Source organism: Plantactinospora endophytica (genome assembly GCF_016862915.1).
GTDB lineage: Bacteria > Actinomycetota > Actinomycetes > Mycobacteriales > Micromonosporaceae > Plantactinospora > Plantactinospora endophytica.
Genome location: NZ_BONW01000016.1, coordinates 320881 through 337611, shown reverse-complemented (window position 1 = coordinate 337611; position 16731 = coordinate 320881). Strand labels below are relative to the sequence as shown.

13 protein-coding genes are annotated in these 16731 nt (G+C 70.1%); 8 read left to right on the top strand and 5 right to left on the bottom strand.

What is annotated here, in order from left to right; all coding sequences use genetic code 11:
* Window positions 1-180: 180 nt before the first annotated feature.
* Window positions 181-3036: an AfsR/SARP family transcriptional regulator gene (locus Pen02_RS17420; protein WP_203867102.1), complete on the top strand. Its 2856-nt coding sequence runs from the start codon at window positions 181-183 to the stop codon at window positions 3034-3036.
* Between the two features lie 118 nt (window positions 3037-3154).
* Window positions 3155-3784 (top strand): VOC family protein, encoded by a 630-nt coding sequence (locus Pen02_RS17415; protein WP_239140877.1) that lies wholly within the window; start codon window positions 3155-3157, stop codon window positions 3782-3784.
* Between the two features lie 37 nt (window positions 3785-3821).
* On the opposite strand, the gene Pen02_RS17410 is transcribed toward Pen02_RS17415, so the two are convergent.
* The 4 genes from Pen02_RS17410 to Pen02_RS17395 form a co-directional block, all read right to left on the bottom strand.
* Entirely contained in the window at window positions 3822-4553 is a 732-nt protein-coding gene (locus Pen02_RS17410) for a class I SAM-dependent methyltransferase (RefSeq protein WP_203867101.1), read from the bottom strand.
* 313 nt (window positions 4554-4866) lie between these two features.
* On the bottom strand, window positions 4867-5769 hold the full coding sequence (locus Pen02_RS17405) for a hypothetical protein (RefSeq protein WP_203867100.1): 903 nt from the start codon (window positions 5767-5769) through the stop codon (window positions 4867-4869).
* Between the two features lie 189 nt (window positions 5770-5958).
* Window positions 5959-6486, bottom strand: coding sequence for a DinB family protein (locus Pen02_RS17400; protein WP_203867099.1), 528 nt, complete (start codon window positions 6484-6486; stop codon window positions 5959-5961).
* A gap of 150 nt (window positions 6487-6636) precedes the next feature.
* Entirely contained in the window at window positions 6637-8220 is a 1584-nt protein-coding gene (locus tag Pen02_RS17395) for a serine/threonine-protein kinase (protein ID WP_203867098.1), read from the bottom strand.
* 380 nt (window positions 8221-8600) lie between these two features.
* On the opposite strand from Pen02_RS17395, the gene Pen02_RS17390 reads away from it, so the two are divergent.
* From Pen02_RS17390 to Pen02_RS17365, 6 genes are all read left to right on the top strand, one after another.
* A complete protein-coding gene (locus Pen02_RS17390) occupies window positions 8601-9326 on the top strand; it encodes a ThuA domain-containing protein (protein WP_203867097.1) in 726 nt (241 codons plus the stop codon).
* Window positions 9327-9751: 425 nt separating this feature from the next.
* Complete coding sequence (locus Pen02_RS17385; RefSeq protein ID WP_203867096.1) at window positions 9752-10792, top strand: zinc-binding dehydrogenase; 1041 nt, start codon at window positions 9752-9754, stop codon at window positions 10790-10792.
* A 161-nt stretch (window positions 10793-10953) separates the two neighbouring features.
* The gene (locus Pen02_RS17380; RefSeq protein ID WP_203867095.1) at window positions 10954-12366 is read left to right on the top strand and encodes an ABC transporter substrate-binding protein; all 1413 of its coding nucleotides are present in this window, start codon (window positions 10954-10956) and stop codon (window positions 12364-12366) included.
* A gap of 340 nt (window positions 12367-12706) precedes the next feature.
* The gene (locus Pen02_RS17375) at window positions 12707-13603 is read left to right on the top strand and encodes a carbohydrate ABC transporter permease (protein ID WP_203867094.1); all 897 of its coding nucleotides are present in this window, start codon (window positions 12707-12709) and stop codon (window positions 13601-13603) included.
* Entirely contained in the window at window positions 13603-14484 is an 882-nt protein-coding gene (locus Pen02_RS17370; RefSeq protein WP_203867093.1) for a carbohydrate ABC transporter permease, read from the top strand. Before Pen02_RS17375 ends, Pen02_RS17370 begins: the two co-directional genes overlap by 1 nt.
* A 114-nt stretch (window positions 14485-14598) precedes the next feature.
* Entirely contained in the window at window positions 14599-15393 is a 795-nt protein-coding gene (locus Pen02_RS17365; RefSeq protein WP_203867092.1) for a sugar phosphate isomerase/epimerase family protein, read from the top strand.
* A 139-nt stretch (window positions 15394-15532) separates the two neighbouring features.
* Here Pen02_RS17365 and Pen02_RS17360 read toward each other — a convergent pair whose 3' ends face one another.
* Window positions 15533-16726, bottom strand: coding sequence for an AraC family transcriptional regulator (locus Pen02_RS17360; protein WP_203867091.1), 1194 nt, complete (start codon window positions 16724-16726; stop codon window positions 15533-15535).
* Window positions 16727-16731 lie beyond the last annotated feature (5 nt).

Genomic DNA, 16731 nt, shown 5'->3' with positions numbered 1-16731 from the left:
CTCCTGCGGTCGGGGGACCGCAGGAGGAGGTCGGGACGCGCGCGCCGCGCTGTCCAGGTCGACGAAGGTCGGTGGTGGTGCACCGAGCCAAGATCGACCACAATTCATCTTTGGTCCTGGGGTAAATCGGAGCCTGGTCTGCGGTAAATCCCCTGGCTGGCCGGGGGAAGGAAGCTGCGGATGCCGGAGATCTGGTTCGGGGTGCTGGGACCGCTGGAGGTGCGGATCGCCGGTGCCGCCGTCGCGGTCCCGGACGGCCGCCCCCGGCAACTGCTCACCGCCCTGCTGCTGAACGCGAACCAGTTCGTCTCCGTCGAGAGCCTGATGGACCTGCTCTGGCGGGAGAACGAGGCGCCGCCGACCGCCCGCAAGGCCGTCCAGGTCTACATGTCGAAACTCCGCCAACTCTTCGCCGACGTTCCCCAGGTCGCCGTCCGCGCTTCCCGGCACGGGTACCGGCTGGACGTTCCCGCCGACGCCCTCGACCTGCGGCGGTTCCGGGACATCGCCGCACGGGCCGCCGCCGCACCGCCCGGGTCCGCCGATCCGGACGCCACCGCCCGGCTGCTCGCCGAGGCGCTGGACCTCTGGCGCGGGCCGGCCCTGGCCGAGCTGACCGGGACTGCCCGGGGCCAGCGGCTCAGCGCCGCGCTCGGGGAGGAACGGATCGTCGCCACCGAAGCCCGGTTGGACGCGCTGCTCCGGGCCGGCGCGCACCGGCAGGTCGCGGGCGAGGCCGCCCAACTGCTTGCCGAGCATCCGCTGCGGGAGCGGCTGCGGGGCCAGCTCATGATCGCCCTGTACCGCTGCGGGCGGCAGGCGGAGGCGCTGTCGGTGTTCGAGGCGGGCCGCCAACTCCTCCGCGAGGACCTCGGCCTCGACCCCGGCCGGGAGCTACGTGACCTGCACGTGGCGATCCTGAACGGCACCGTCGAACACCTCGTGCCCCGGGTCGCGGCGACGGCGAACCTCCGGCCCACGCCGCTGGCGGTGCAGCCGGTGGTACCCGCGCAGTTGCCGACCGACCTGCCCAGCTTCGTCGGCCGTACGTCGTACCTGGACCAGCTCGACGGGCTGGTGGCGGCCTGGTCCGGTCGCCCGTCCGCCCCGTTGGTGGTGAGCCTGACCGGCACCGCCGGGATCGGCAAGACCACCCTGGCGGTGCACTGGGCCCATCGGATCCGGCACCGGTTCCCGGACGGGCAGCTCTACGTCAACCTGCGCGGCTTCGATCCGGGTGCCGCACCGACGAGCCCGGGTGAGGCGATCCAGGGCTTCCTGGACGCCCTGCCCGCGCCGGCCGGGCGGATACCGCTCGGGCTGACCGCACAGACCGGCCTCTACCGCAGCCTGCTCGCCGACCGACGGGTCCTGATCGTGCTGGACAACGCCCGGGACGCCGAGCAGATCCGGCCGCTGCTGCCGGGTGCCTCCGCCAGCCTGGTGGTGGTGACCAGCCGGAACCGGCTGACCAGCCTGGTCACCGCCGAGGGCGCGCAGCCGGTCCGGGTGGACCTGCTCACCGCCGCCGAGTCCCGCGAGCTGCTCGCCGCCCGGCTGGCGCCGCACCGGCTCGCCGCCGAACCGGAGGCGCTGGACCGGATCGTCGGGCACTGCGCCCGGCTCCCGCTCGCCCTCGCCATCGTCGCCGCCCGGGCCGCCACCAACCCGGAGTTCCGGCTGGCCGCCATCGCCGCCGAACTCGGCGAGGCGCGGGGCAACCTCGACGTGTTCGACGACGGAGACCGGGCCACCGACGTGCGGGCGGCGTTCTCCTGGTCGTACCGCACGCTCGGCCCGCCGAGCCAACGGCTGTTCCGGCTGCTCGGCCTGCACCCCGGCGGCATCGGCACGGCGGCGGGGGCGGCCAGCCTGGCCGGGGTGCCGGCCGAGCGGGTACGTCCGCTGTTGACGGAGTTGGCCAGGGCACACCTGATCACCGAGCCGACGCCCGGCCGGTACGGGATGCACGACCTGCTCCGGGCGTACGCCAGGGAACTCGTCGACGGTCACGAGCCCGAACCGGCCCGGCGGGCGGCGGTGCACCGGCTGCTCGACCACTACCTGCACACCGCACACCGGGCCAACCGGATGCTGTACCCGTACCGGATGTCCATCACGCTGCCCGACGTCGCGCCCGACGTGGCGGGTGAACGGCTCGGCGACAAGCAGCAGGCGCTGGCCTGGTTCACCGACGAGCGGGCGACGCTGCTGACCGCCGTCGAGTACGCGGCGAGGAACGGCTTCGACGGCCACTCCTGGCAGTTGGCCTGGACCCTGGCCACGTTCCTGCGGCGCGGCGGGTACTGGCACGGCAAGATCGCCGCACACCGGGCGGCGCTGGAGGCGGCCCGCCGGCTCGGCGACCGGGCCGGCGAGGCGCACATGCAGCGCGGGCTCGGCGTCGCGTACGCCGGCATGCTGCGCTACGACGACGCGCACCGGCACCTCGTGCTCGCCCTGGACCTCTTCGCCGAGTTGGCCGACCCCGTGCAGCGGGCCGACGTCCACCACGGGCTCGCCTGGGTCTGCGACCGGCAGGGCGACCACGAGACGTCGCTGCACCACTCGCTGGAGGCGCTGGCGCTGTACCGCCGGATCGCCGACCTCGCCGGCCTGGCCGCCACGCTGAACAGCGTCGGCTGGACCCACGCCCGGCTCGGCAACTACTCCGAGGCGCTCCGGTACTGCCACGAGAGCCTCGTGCTGTGCAACGAGTACGACGACGACGCGTACCGGGCCAACGCCTGTGACAGTCTCGGCTACACCTACCACCAGCTCGGCGAGGACGAGAAGGCTGTCGAGCACTACCGGCGGGCGGTCGAACTGCACCGGGGGGCCGGCAGCCGCTACTACGAGACGCGTACCCTGACCCGCCTCGGCGACCTGTTCGCCGCCTCCGGCGACCTCGGCGGCGCCGACCGGGTCTGGCGGGAGGCGCTGGACATCCTCACCGAACTCGACCATCCCGACGCGGCCGAGGTGCGCGCCAAGCTCGACGGCGGCGCCCTGGCGGTGCCGGACCGGGCCGGCTGACCCACCCCGGAGCACCCGAACAGCTCGGCAGGGGCACGACCGGACGGCGGTCGGCTGTTGTCGGGAACGAGGCGTCCGGCTCGGGTGGGACCAGTAGGGTGAGGTCAGGGAGGCGGCGATGACCAGGACGGATACCCGCAGCGGCGCGACCGCGACGACGAGCGTCGAGAACGTCGACATGAAGCTCGAGGTGGTCGTCGTGCCCGTCTCGGACGTCGACCGCGCCAAGGAGTTCTACGGACGCCTCGGCTGGCGCCTCGACCGGACCCCGCCCGGCGTGGTCCAGTACACGCCGCACGGCTCCGGATGCTCGGTGCAGTTCGGCCAGGGGCTCACGTCGGCGGCGCCCGGCTCGGCCGAGTCGTACCTGGTCGTCTCCGACCTCCGGGCGGCCCGGGACACGCTGGTCGCCGCCGGTGTCGAGGTGGACGCCATCTTCCATCTCGGCCCGGATGGTCCGGTCGACGGACCGGATCCCGAGCGGTCCAGCTACTCCTCGCGCGCCATGTTCCAGGACCTGGACGGCAACAGTTGGGTGCTCCAGGAGATCACGAACCGGCTGCCCGGGCGCGTCGAGGCCGGCCAGACGTCGTTCGACTCGGCGAGCGACCTGGCCGGCGCACTACGACGCGCCGCCGCCGCGCACGACGAGCACGAGAAGCGGACCGGCGCGAGCGACCCGAACTGGCCCGACTGGTACGCGGCGTTCATGGTGAGCGAGCAGACGGGCGCGGAACCGCCGCGTTGAGCCGTGGCCCGGCGGTGTTGCCACCGGGCCGGTCGCGCTAGTTCGGGCTGCCCCCGACCTCTCCGTCGAGACGCGTGTACTCGACCATCCGCTGGTCCCGGGGATGTCCCCAGTCGCCCATGTACCGGAAGGACCACGGGCTGCGGCTGGCCGCCCAGCGCATGTCGTCCTGGTAGTACCAGAAGGCGTTGCGCTCGGTGAACAGCCGACCGGACCAGCCGATGCCGTCGATCGGGAAGCCCTCCGGCTGCTCGAAGAAGGTCACGTAGAACCTGCCGCCCGGCGGCATGACCTTCGCGACCCGGTAGAGGCAGAGCCGCAGCCAGTTGAGCGAGATGTGGGTGAAGACGGACTGGGCGATCGCCATGTCGAACGGAACTCCGAAGTCGGCGTCGAACCGGTCCGTGGCCCGGAGGTTCGTCCTCGGCAGCCGCGCCCGGCCCGCGTCGTCGAGTTCGTGGTCGTACCCCGTGGTCAGCAGGCTGTGGTTGATGTCGATGCCGTAGTAGTTGCCCGGGTCGAGGTGGGCGGCGATCAGGCGGCCGGCGCGCAGCGAGCCGCATCCGACGTCGAGGAACCGGTTGTCGGGCTTGAGCCCCTGCTGCCTGAGAAACTCGAACTGGAGTTCACCGAGTTCGTCCCAGTAGCCACCCACCGCCTCCCGGTGAATTCCACGCGCCAGCAGTTCGGGCTTGCCGAAGTCGACGGTCTCGTACGCCGGGTCCGGAAGTCCTCCGGCCTCGGTCCGGATGTCTATCTCAGTGCTCATGGCTCTCCCGAGTGGTGACACGGCGGCAATGGCATGGCGTTCCTGCGGCCCGACCATACTCGACGGACGACCATTCGCGACACCTTCCTATTTAGCTGCGCCTTACACTCCCGGCGGCGCATCGGCATTACCAGTGTCTTTTACACAGAATCGAAATACGTGTGCCGCAAGAAAGGTCATCGCAAATCCGCCGCCGAGGGCATGACCACACTCTTCCGGCGGCTCCGCCAGCCGGTACGCCCGATGACGGAACGGCCGGTCGGCTCCCGTGGGTGCCGACCGGCCGGTGCGGTGCGGTGTCGTCCGCTCCAGGTCAGGCCGCGCAGATCGCCTGGGCGACGATGAAGTCCCAGTCCTGGCCGACCGGGGTGTTCTCCACCGCGAACGCCTGCACGTAGCCGAGCAGGCTGGACGGGTACGCCACCTGTAGCGCCACGCCACCGGGCGCGGTGTCGGAGATCGCCGCTCCCGCCCCGTGCACCCGGGTGCCGCTCGGGCAGTTGGCGAGCGCGAACTTCTCCGCCTCCGAGTCGCTCTGCGCCGACGGCTCCGTCACGACGGTGTACCCGGCGGGGGTGTTCACGCAGACCGCGTACGCGTTGACGGTCCAGTTGCCGGAGTAGCCGTCCGCGTCCTCGTGTGCCGCGCCCCGGAAGATGTCACCGCTGGCCGAGGCCCTGGCGACGTGCAGGGCGACCTGCCCGCCCGAGTTGACGATCTCGGCGCCGCCGCCGAGGGCCCGTCTGGTGCCGCAGCCGGCCGACGCGGCGGCCTCGACAGGTGACGAGGTGGCCTGGTTCTGGGTGCCCACCACCTGGTAGCCGGCGAGCCCGGACGGGCTGGCGCAGATGGCGTACGCCTCCAGCCACCAGTTCCCGGTCATCGCCGTCGTGGTCTCGGTGCCGGTCACCAGGAAGCTGTCCCGGGTACCGTCCGTGCGGTGCTCCGGGACGAGCTGCACCAGCGCCACCTTGGCACTGTCGGCAGCGGCGACGGCGAAGGCCCAGCCCCCGCCGCCGATCACCCACGTACCGACCGGGCAGAACGCCCGGACGGTACGCGCCGTACGCGAGTCGGTCGCCGACAGTTCCGACGTCCGCTCGATGCCGGTCACCGCGGCGGCCGGAGCGGTGTCGACGAGTTGGATCCCGGCCTGGGCCGCCACGACGGTCACGGCGGCTCCGGCCAGGCCGAACCAACGGTTCCTGCGCTTCATCTTCCTGTTCCCCTCTCGTTCCGGACCGGCGATCGGTCCGGGCAACTGCGACCACGGTCGCGGTCGGGGCTTCGGTGATGTTTCGGTGGCGATGAAATCGCAGGTCGTCCGCGGTCGAGGGCACAGGCGCGGTGCGCTGGGCGGTGCTGGTCGGAAGAGTCGACGGCGAGGGTGCGGCCCGTTGCCGGATCAGCCCATCGACTTGCCGCCGTCGATGGCCTCCCGGACGATGTCGGCGTGCCCGGCGTGCTGTGCCGTCTCGGCGACGATGTGCTGCAACACCCGCCGCGCACTCCACCGCACCCCCGGCTCGAACCACGGCGCGGGCGGCAGTTCGTGATCGGCGTCGAGATCGGGCAGCGTACGCACCAGCTCGTCCGTACGCCGCGCGACCTCCTCGTACTCCGCCAGCAGCCCGGCCAGGGTCTCCCCCGGCAGCATCCGGAACCCGGTCGCGTGCGTCTCGTACGTCGCCGGATCGTCGAAGGAGGGCATCGCCGAGGCCCCCTCGACGATGAACCGGGTCCACTGCCGCTCGCCCGCCGTGACGTGTTTGATCAGCCCACCGATGCACAGCTCGCTGACCGTGCTGCGGGTGGCCGCCTGCTCGTCGGTGAGTTCCCGCGCGGTGAAGCGCAGGAAGAACCGGGCCTGGCCCAGCGAGGCCAGCAGGTCGGCCCGCTCGCCGGTCACCGTGTTCTGCAAGGTGGTCACCATGGTCGTCATCCTTCGTCTCGAGGTCGCCTCGTCGTGCTGGCAACCTCGACGCTACGGCCGATAGCGGTCACTTTCTGGCCGCTATGGCCGGATGCCTGACGACAGGTTGGCGATGCCCCTGGAAGGTGCGGAAGCGCTCGACGTCAGCTCTCAGAGCGCTCCCCGGTCGACGAAGCTGAAGCTCGCGGTCGGGGTGGCATCGCCGACCTGCTCGACGTACACCGCCCTGCGCTCGGCGCTCCACTGCACGAAGCCGTACCTCTCGTTGTAGATGTGGTAGGTGCGCCGGTTCTTGTCGTCCCGGGCGCCGGTCGCGGACAACGAGAAGAGCGTCGCCTGGGTCGGGATGCAGTCGGCGGCGACCAGCGACCCTCCCACGTCCGGCGTGATCTTGACACCGAGGCAGGTCTCCGGATTGTCGGCGCGACCCTCGCCACGCAACGACCTGATCAGGTAATCCACGCCCGTCGGCACCAGGACGAACTGGGACTTCATGCCGGTGCCGTCGGAGGCCGCCACCTCGTACGAGTGGTAGTCCAGGGCCAGATCCCGGTCGATCTCCGCCAGGTGGATCAGCGTACGCCGGTTGCCCTGGAATATCAGGGTGTCCGCGTCCGGCGCCGCCGAGGTGGCGCCGGCGGTCGTCGGGCTCGCGCCGGCCGGCGCGGACGTCGCCGGGGAGCCGGCCGGGTCACCGCCGCCACGGTCGAGGACGTCCAGAGCGGCGAGGCTGCCCACGCCGAGCAGCACGACGAGGACGGCAGCGGCGGCGCCGACACCCAACAGCCGCCGGCGACGCGTGCTTCCCGGCCGGGTCTCGGTCGGCACCTTGCCGGGACCGCCGCCCGTCGCCTGGACTCCGTCGCGGGCGGTCAGGGCCGCCCTGGCGACCATTGTGGTGACCTCCGGCTGCGGGGTGTCGCCGGCGAGCAGCACGTCGAGCAGTTCGCGCGCCGTCGGGCGTTCGGCGGGATCCTTGACCAGGGCCCGACCGACGAGATCGTGCAGCGACCTGGGCAGCCCGGAGAGGTCGGGCGGCTGGGTGAGGATGCGCATCGCGGTGGCCGGCGCGGAGTCGGCGGCGAACGGCGTACGCCCGGTCGCGGCGTACGCCACCACCACGCCCCAGGCGAAGATGTCCGCAGCGGTGGTCACCTGCCGGCCGCTCTCCGAGTCGAAGCGTTCCGGCGCCATGTACGCGACCGTGCCGACGATCTGGTCGGTACGGGTGTGCTGGCTGGTCGCCTCGAAGGCTCGGGCTATACCGAAGTCGATCACCTTGATGCCGCCCATGGCGAACAGCACGTTGCCCGGCTTGAGATCGCGGTGGATCACCCCGGCGCCGTGGATCGCGGTCAGGGCGGTGGCGATGCCGACGGCCACCCCGTGCAGCGCGGACCCGGCCAGCGGTCCCCGCTCCTTGATCACAGTGGCCAGACTGGGGCCGTCGACGTACTCGACCACGAGGTAGGGCGGGTCGTGGTCCGGGTCGGCGTCGAGGACCTCGGCTGTGGAGAACGGCGGCACCTGGCGGGCCCGGTTGACCTCGCTGCGAAACCGCCCCCGGAACTCGGCATCGGCGGAGTACTCCGACCGGACCATCTTGATGGCCACCCGGCGCCCGTCCCGGTCCTGACCGAGATAGACGGTGCCCATACCGCCCTCACCCAACCGGCCCAGCAGTTCATACCTGCCGAGCCGGGTCCGCTCCCCCGGCAGCAGCGGCACGCTCATATCGAAATCCCCCCTCGCCACGGCGCCCCCCGCCAGCGGTAGGGAGACGATAGCCGGACGAGCCGCACGCACGAACACCGACGCACTGTCGGAAGGACGCGCCGTACCGTCCGCGAGGCCCGCCCCTGGTTCCGGAGGGCGGGTGCCGATCCGTAGCACCCGCAGCCGAGGCTCTGACCTGGATCCGACACCCCGGCGGGGATAAACCACAGGAGTCGTGCGGAAAAGCGCATGGTCCCCGCCCGGCCGGACGGTAGCGTCAGACCGCGAAGCTGTCGCCCATGCCTCCCGTACGGCTGCGACCCCGATCGCCGGGTCAGCTCCGCCGGCTCGCCGGTCCAGGTCGGCCGGCGGGCTCGTCTCCCCGAAGGATGATCGCCGTGCAGGTCACAGTGTGGAACGAAGGTCTCCACGAGCGCGCCAAGCCGGAGATGGCCGAAATCTATCCGGACGGCATCCACGGCGCGATCGCCGACGCGCTCCGCTCGGCCCTGCCGGACGCCGAGGTCCGGACCGGAACGTTGGACGAGCCGCACCAGGGACTTCCCCCCGAGCTGCTCGATCGGACCGAGGTGCTGCTCTGGTGGGGGCACCGGGCGCACGAGCAGGTCGAGGACGGGCTGGTCGACCGGATCGCGGCCCGTGTGCTGGGCGGGATGGGCCTGCTCGTGCTCCACTCCGGACACTACTCGAAGGTCTTCCGGAAGCTCATGGGTACGACCTGCTCGCTCGCCTGGCGCAACGAGGGCGAGCGTGAACTCGTCTGGACGACCGATCCGAGCCACCCGATCGCGGCCGGGGTGGACCAGCCCATCGTCATCGGCGAGCAGGAGATGTACGGCGAGCCGTTCGACATCCCGAGCCCCGACGAGGTCGTCTTCATCAGCTCCTTCGCCGGCGGCGAGGTGTTCCGGTCCGGCGTGACGTTCCGGCGCGGCCGGGGCCGCGTCTTCTACTTCAGTCCCGGCGACGAGGCGTACCCGGTCTACCGTCATCCGCAGATCCAGCGGGTCCTCGCCAACGCCGTCCGCTGGGCGATGCCCGGCGCCCCGGTGGTGGCCCCGGCCCGCGCGGTCAAGACGCCGCGCGCCGACTGGCACGACTGACCGCCGCGACGTTCGCGGAGCCCGAACACTCCGATACAGGAAGCGCCCGACCGGGACGCACCGCTGCCGGGCGTGTTCGATCGGTACCTTTCCGGTTCCGGAAGCGCTCGATCCGGGACCTCCCGGCCGAGCGTTCTGCGGCGGCTGCCGAAACCTGTTCGCCTGATGCCGGCCGGGCATCCGACGGCCGAGTTCGCGCTGTCGTCCCGCTGACCCGACAGCTCTACGCCTCCTGGGAACTGCTCGCGCCGCGTCGAGACCATTTCCCGCCGGGATTCCGCCGGGGAATTCGCCTTGTCGAAATATCTCCGGAGCCGTGCGAAACGACGCATGGTTGCCGGGCGGACGCGTTACTAGCCTCGAATCGAGATCGATTTTCAATCGTCGGGTACGCGCGATCATCCGACGCCCATAGGGAGGGTGACATGCCCAGAGTGGTGAGCTTCACGGGTCCGCGAGCGGCCGAGGTGGTGGACGAGCCGGCGCGGCCGCTGACCGAGCAGGACGTACGGCTGCGAACGCTGTTCTCCGGCATCTCGGCGGGTACGGAACTGACTGCCTACCGAGGGACCAACCCCTACCTGTCGAAGCGGTGGGACAACGACCGTCGGCTGTTCGTCGACGGCACCGCCTCCCGGGAGTATCCCCTGCTCGGCTGGGGCTACGAGGAGGTCGGCGAGGTCGTCGAGATCGGCGGTGGCGTCGACACGGTGTCGGTCGGTGACCGCATCTGGGGCACCTGGGGGCACCGGAGCGGCACGGTCGTCACCGCCGAGTACGCCCGCGACCGCGTACTGGCCCCGGAGGTGGACCCGCGGGTCGGGATGTTCTCGCAGATCGGCGGCATCGCGCTCAACGTCGTACTCGACGCCGACATCCACGTCGGGGAGACCGTCGCCGTGTTCGGGCTCGGGGTACCCGGTCAGTTGGTCGCCCAACTCGCCCGACTCAACGGCGGGCGGGTGATCGCGGTCGACGGTGTCGCCTCCCGTCGTGAGCTGGCCCTCAAGCTCGGCGCGGCGGAGGCGCTCGATCCTGCGGACGGTGAGATCGCCGAGCAGATCCGGGCCCGCACCGACGGCCGGGGTGCGGACGTGTGCCTCGAGGTGACCGGCAACTACGCGGCGCTGCACGAGGCCATCCGGTCCGTGGCCTACAGCTCCCGGGTCTGCGCGGCCGGGTTCATGCAGGGCGACGGCGTGGGGCTCCGCCTGGGCGAGGAGTTCCACCACAACCGGGTCCAGGTCGTCTCGACCCAGATCTCCGGGGTGGCGCCCGCGTTGCAGCACCGCTGGAATCGTTTCCGACTGGACAGCACGGCGATCTCCCTCGCCGCCTCGGGCGCCCTGCGGGTAACCGATCTCATCAGTCACACGTTTCCGCTGGAACGCGCGGCCGAGGCGTTCGAACTGCTCGACGGGGCGTCGCAGGATGTCCTCCAGGTCGTGCTCCAGGCGAATCCCTGAACCTCGCCGGACGCCTCGCCGGAATTCCCGACCGCGAGCGAACGTAAGAAACATCAGGAGAGCAGCACGATATCGCATGGTTCCCGCAGGTCGGGCGACCTAGCTTTTTGGAATCGCCGCACCCGTCCGCGGCGGCATACAGCGAATACAGCGGAGTCAGGATGATCAATCTGTTTCACCGCAGCGCACATAGACCGCACCGCCGGACGCACTGGACGAGCGCGGTCGCGGCGCTCACCGCCGTACCGGTGCTGCTCGCCGGCTGCACGGCAGCCGACGTCGAGGAGAACGTGCCCCCCGGCGAGATCGGCGGCACCCTCAACATGTGGGTCGGTCTGGACACCGTCGACGACGCCACGATGGCCGAGTACAAGCGGCTTTACATCGAGCCGTTCCAGAAGCAGTACCCGAACGTCGAGTTCAAGCTCAGCCCGCAGAACAACGAGGGCCTCACCGCGAAGGTCCAGACGGCGCTCGCCGCCGGCCAGGGCCCGGACATCATCCCGCTGAACTCGTCGGTCGCCATCCCGTTCGCCGAGGCCGGCTACCTCGCCGACCTCGGCGGCGTCGCCGAGCAGGAGAACTGGAAGGAGAAGATCTTCCCCTGGGCGATGGACATCGGGGTCGTCAACGACAAACTCGTCGTGATGCCGGTGAGCTACGAAACCATGGTGCTCTTCTACAACAAGACCCTCTTCGAGAAGAAGGGGTGGCAGGTGCCGACCGACCGGGCCATGCTCGAGGACGTCATCGCGAAGATGACGGCGGCCGGGATCACACCGTTCGCGAACGCCAACGCGGACTACGTGGGCGCCACCGAACACGTACTCTCGTGCTTCCTCAACATGGTCGCGGGCCCCGGTAAGATCAACGATGCCCTGAACGGCAAGATCCCGTTCACCGACCAGGCGTTCGTTGACTCGGTCGAGATGATGGTCGACTACTTCCGGAAGGGCTACTTCAACGGCGGCGTCAAGCAGTACTTCTCGACGCCTGACACGCAGAAGATGGCCAAGCTCGCCAACGGCAGTACCGGCATGTTCCTCTCCGGAAGCTGGGAAATCGGCGGGATGAACGAGTACTTCAAGGAGAGCGGGAACGAATGGGACTGGGCTCCGCTGCCGTCCCTCGCGCCCGGAGTGCCCGGCAACGTCTTCCCGCTCGCGATCGGTGACGCCATGGCGGTCAACGCGGCGAGCAAGAACCTCCCCGCCGCGAAGGCATACCTGAAGTGGAAGTTCTCCGACACCGAGGCGCGGTGGCAGGCGATCAAGGAGGTCGGCGACCTGCCCCTACCGGTGAAGTTCGACGCCTCCGGGGCGCCGGAGGGCATCGACCCGCGGTTCCTCTCGCAGTACACCGCCATCAGCGACGCATCCCTGAAGAAGCAGGTGGGGTACGTGACGTGGGTGTCGTTCGGCGCTGCGGCGGAGAGTTATCTGCTGGAAAACGAGGATCGGCTGCTCACCGGCGACCTCTCCGCCCGGGACTTCCTCGAAAACGTCAACAAGGCCTTCAAGAAGGATCACGACGAGGGTCTCATTCCGCCGGCTTTCGAGACGGCGGCGAGGTAGCCCGCCGGGGTGGGTGGGTCGGGGCCGGCCGACCGGGAAGGACGATCTCGTTCCCGGTCGGCCGGCCCCGGCGTTGTTCTTTACAGGAAGCTCCGCAACCCCAATTCTCCCAGCGGTACCGCCGATTTCGCCTGGGTGTAAGAAAACTCAGGAAGCAGAGAAGATACCGCATGGCCCCACCCCCGGGTCCAGACATAACGTGACGACTGCCACGGCGAAGGCCGCGGACCCGGAAAGACGACCACGGAGTCCAGATGACCATTCGAGCCAATCGCTGCGCAGCCCGATGACCGCAGCACCCACATCGGCGCCGGCGGAACAGGGCGCACGGGAGGCACGGGTGCCGCCCCGTCGTCGTGTTCGACGCCGCAGGAATTCTCGTCTCGTCGCCATCGCATTCGTACTGCCGGCGCTCGCCCTCAACCTTCTGGTGATCGGCGGGCCGACGGTCAGCAGCATCGGGTACTCGTTCACCGACTGGAACGGCATCACCACGCCGGAGTTCGTCGGACTGGAGAACTGGAGACGGCTGGTCGGCGACGAAGCGTTCTGGAACGCCATCGGCAACAACTTCGTCTACCTGCTGATCTTCCTGACCGTACCGATGGCGATGGGTCTGGTCGGTGCGTTCATGCTCTCCCGGATCCGGCGCGGAGCCGCGCTCTTCCGGGTGCTCTACTTCATCCCGTACCTGCTGGTCAGCGTGATCACCGCGCAGATCTGGCGGAACATCCTCGACCCCGAGTTCGGTCTCGCCTCGGCGTTGAACGACGTCGGCATCCACTGGCTCGACGAGGTCTACTTCTTCGCCGACGGGAGATTCGCGCTCTACAGCGTCGCGTTCGTCGACAACTGGCACTTCTGGGGTTTCCTCGTCGTGCTCTTCCTCGCGGCGATGCAGGGAATCGACGCGGGCCAGTACGAGGCCGCGCGCATCGACGGCGCGAACGCCTGGCAGGAGTTCTGGCACATCGTGTTGCCGGGCATCCGGCCGACGTTGACCTTCGCGCTGACCATCGTCGCGATCGGCAGCCTGCTCGTCTACGACTACCCGTTCATCCTCACCGGTGGCGGGCCGGCGGGCGCCACCGACGTCGCCTCGCTCATGGTCAACCGCACCGCCTTCCTCGCGCGGGACGCCGGTTACGGCTCGGCCATCGCGCTCGCGCTCTCCGTGCTGAGCGCGATCTTCCTGGTCCTGTTCGGCTTCCTGCGTCGTCGTGAGGAGGAGGTCTGATGTCGATCCTGGCGACCGTCCGCGATCGTCGACGTGAACGACCCGTGAACCGGCCGCCGGGCGGTCTCGGCCGCACGCCGGTCTCGTACTCGGTGCTCGTCGTCCTCGGTCTGTTCGCGATCCTTCCGGTGCTGGTGCTCGTCTTCAACTCGTTCAAGTCGAGCCTCGAGATCGGCGCCAACCCGCTCGGTCTGCCCGCCACCCTCGACCTCTCCAACTTCGCGGCGGCGTGGAGGCGGGGCAACATGGCCCGCGGCTTCGCCAACACCGCGTTCCTCGTCGCCGGGACGATCCTCGGCACCTGGCTGGTGGCCGGGGCCGCGGCGTACTCGCTGGCGAGGCTCAACCTGCCGGGCAAACGGAAGATCGAGACCTACCTCTTCGTCGTCATCTCGCTGCCCGTGCAGATGTTCATCGTCCCGCTGTTCTTCCTCTGGGTGAAGCTCGGTCTGATCAACACGCTCGTCGGGCTCGTCGTCATCTACGTCGCGCTGAACACCCCGTTCTCGGTGCTGCTGCTCCGCACGTTCCTGGTCGGCATCCCGAAGGAACTCGACGAGGCGGCCCGGCTCGACGGCGCGAACGAGTGGCAGGTGGCGACCCGGGTCATCCTGCCGCTGAGCTGGCCCGGCTTCATGACCGTCGGTCTGGTCTCGGGGCTCGGCGCGTACTCGGAACTGCTGTTCGCGGTCACCTTCCTCATCGACGTGGAGAAGATGCCGGTGGCGACCTCGTTCTTCCAGTTCAGCCAGGGCTACAGCCAGTTGTACAACCTGGTCAACGCGGCGGGCGTGATCATCGTGCTCCCGCTCATCGTCCTCTTCCTGCTCATGCAGCGCCGCTTCATCGCGGGCCTCGCCGCGAGCGGCAGCAAGGGATGACCAGCGCCCACGGCCGGCGGAGCTCGGTCGTGGACACCGTTGCACGGCACTAGATCGGCGCGCAGGCGCCGGAAAGGACATCATGCACACCAACGACCGACCGGAGACCGAGCTATGACGTTCCGACTGGCCGCCCAGGAGCGGATGCTCGACGGCGACACCCTGGAAGAGAAGTTCGCCTTCGCGCTCTCGGTGGGCTTCGACGGCATCGAGCTGTCCGGCCGGGGTGACGGCGTGTTCGCGGCCCGGGCGGACGAGCTGCGGCGGGCTCGCGCCAACGGGGTGGTGATGCCGAGCGCCGTGGTCGCCCAGGTCCCGTTCCTCGGCGACTTCGACGCCGAGCGCAGGCAGCAGGGGATCTCCGAACTCGGCGAACTGCTGCGGACCCTGCCGCACGCCGGGGCGGCCGGGATCGTCTCCCCCAACTCGTTCGGCGTCTTCTCGAAGCGGCTCCCTCCGTTCGCCGCGCCCCGGGACGACGACGAGTCCCGGCGGCTGCTCGTGGCGGCGCTGCGCGAGGTGGCCGCCGTCGGCGAGGAGCACGGCACCGCCGTGTTCCTCGAACCCCTGAACCGCTTCGAGGACTACCTGGTCAACACCCTGGAGCAGGCGTCGCGGGTGGTCGACGATGTCGCGTCGCCGGCGGTACGGGTAATCGCCGACACCTTCCACATGTCGATCGAGGAGGCCGACATCGGTGCGGCCATCCGCGCGGCGGGTCAGCGGATCGCGCACGTCCAGCTCGGTGACAGCAACCGGCTCGAACCGGGGGCGGGCCACTACGACTGGGACGAGACGCTGACCGCGCTGGAGGAGATCGGGTACGACGGCTGGCTCGCGATGGAATGCGGGCTCAGCGGCGAACCGGCCGACGTCCTGCCTCGGGTGTCCCGGCTCCTCAAGCGGTGAGCGGCACCGCCGCAGGTGTCCCGGCGCCTCAAGCGCGGTGAGCGGCACCGCCGCCAGGTCCCGGACGACGGCGTCCCGGCACCGGCCCGAGGTCGACAGACCGCGAGGCGATGTCCAACCGCTTCCCGATGCCCGCAGGTCAGCCGGGCAGCGGGGAGCGGTTGGCCCGGCGGTACTCGCCGGGTGACTTGCCGCTGTACTTCTTGAACGCCACGCCCATGTACTCGGCGTGGCTGAAGTTGAGCCGTTCGGCGAGCCGGGGCAGCGTCCAGTCGGTGCGGATGAGCAGGTCGGCCAGGCGTTCCATGCGTACCCGGGTGATCTCCTCGTGCACGGTGCGGCCCAGCACCCGCAGGAAGCGGTAGTCCAGCGCGCGGCGGGAGAGTCCGACGTGCCGCTGGACCGCCGAAACCGGGATGCCCTCGTCGACCCGGTCCCGGATGAGCTGCAACGCCCGCGCGACGACCGGGTCGGCGACCGCGAGGATGTCGGAGGACTGCCGGGTCTCCACCCGCAGCGGCGGGATCAGGTGCAGGCAGGGGTCGAGGGCCTGGCCGGACATCATCTGGTCGAGCAGCGACGCGGCGAGGAAGCCGGTACGGGTGGTGTCGGGCTGGATGCTCGACAGTGCCGGCGTGGTCAGGTTGCACATCAGCTCGTCGTTGTCGACGCCCAGCACGGCGACGCTGTCCGGCACCGCCAGCCCGGCGATCTTGCACGCCTCGAGGACCTCCTGCCCGGCGATGTCGTAGCAGGTCAGGACGCCGACCGGCTTGGGCAGGTCGAGCAGCCAGCTCGCCAGCGCGAGCCGATCGCCGGCCAGTGTCCCGGACGGCTCCATCCGGAACTCGTGCGGCTCGTGCCCCAGCCGCCGCACCTCGGCCGCGTAGTGGTCACCGCGCTTGACGGACCAGCCGAACCGGGCGTCTCCGCAGTAGGCGAAGTTGCGCAGCCCCCGCTCCGCGAAGTGCTCCGTCGCCCAGCGGGCGATCGTCGCGTCGTCGGTCTCGACGCACGGCAGTTCCGGCGTGAGGTACGCGGCGCTGAGGTCGACGGCGGGCACCCGCAGTCGCCGTACCCGCTCTGCCGTCTCCTGGTTCTCGATCCGGGCGATGACGCCGTCCCCGCGCCAGCCGTCGAGCCACGACAGGTCGGTTTCGTGCCGGGAGTGCTCGGCCAGGTAGATCGACCAGCCAGGGTGGCTGACCAGATATTTCCTGATCCCGACGAGCAGGCCGCGGGCATAGGCGTTGGAGGTCTCGACCAGCAGGGCCACATGCCGGGTGCCGCTGCTTCGGACGGGGGTGGCGGTGTGCGCGATCGCTGTGTCCACGGGTC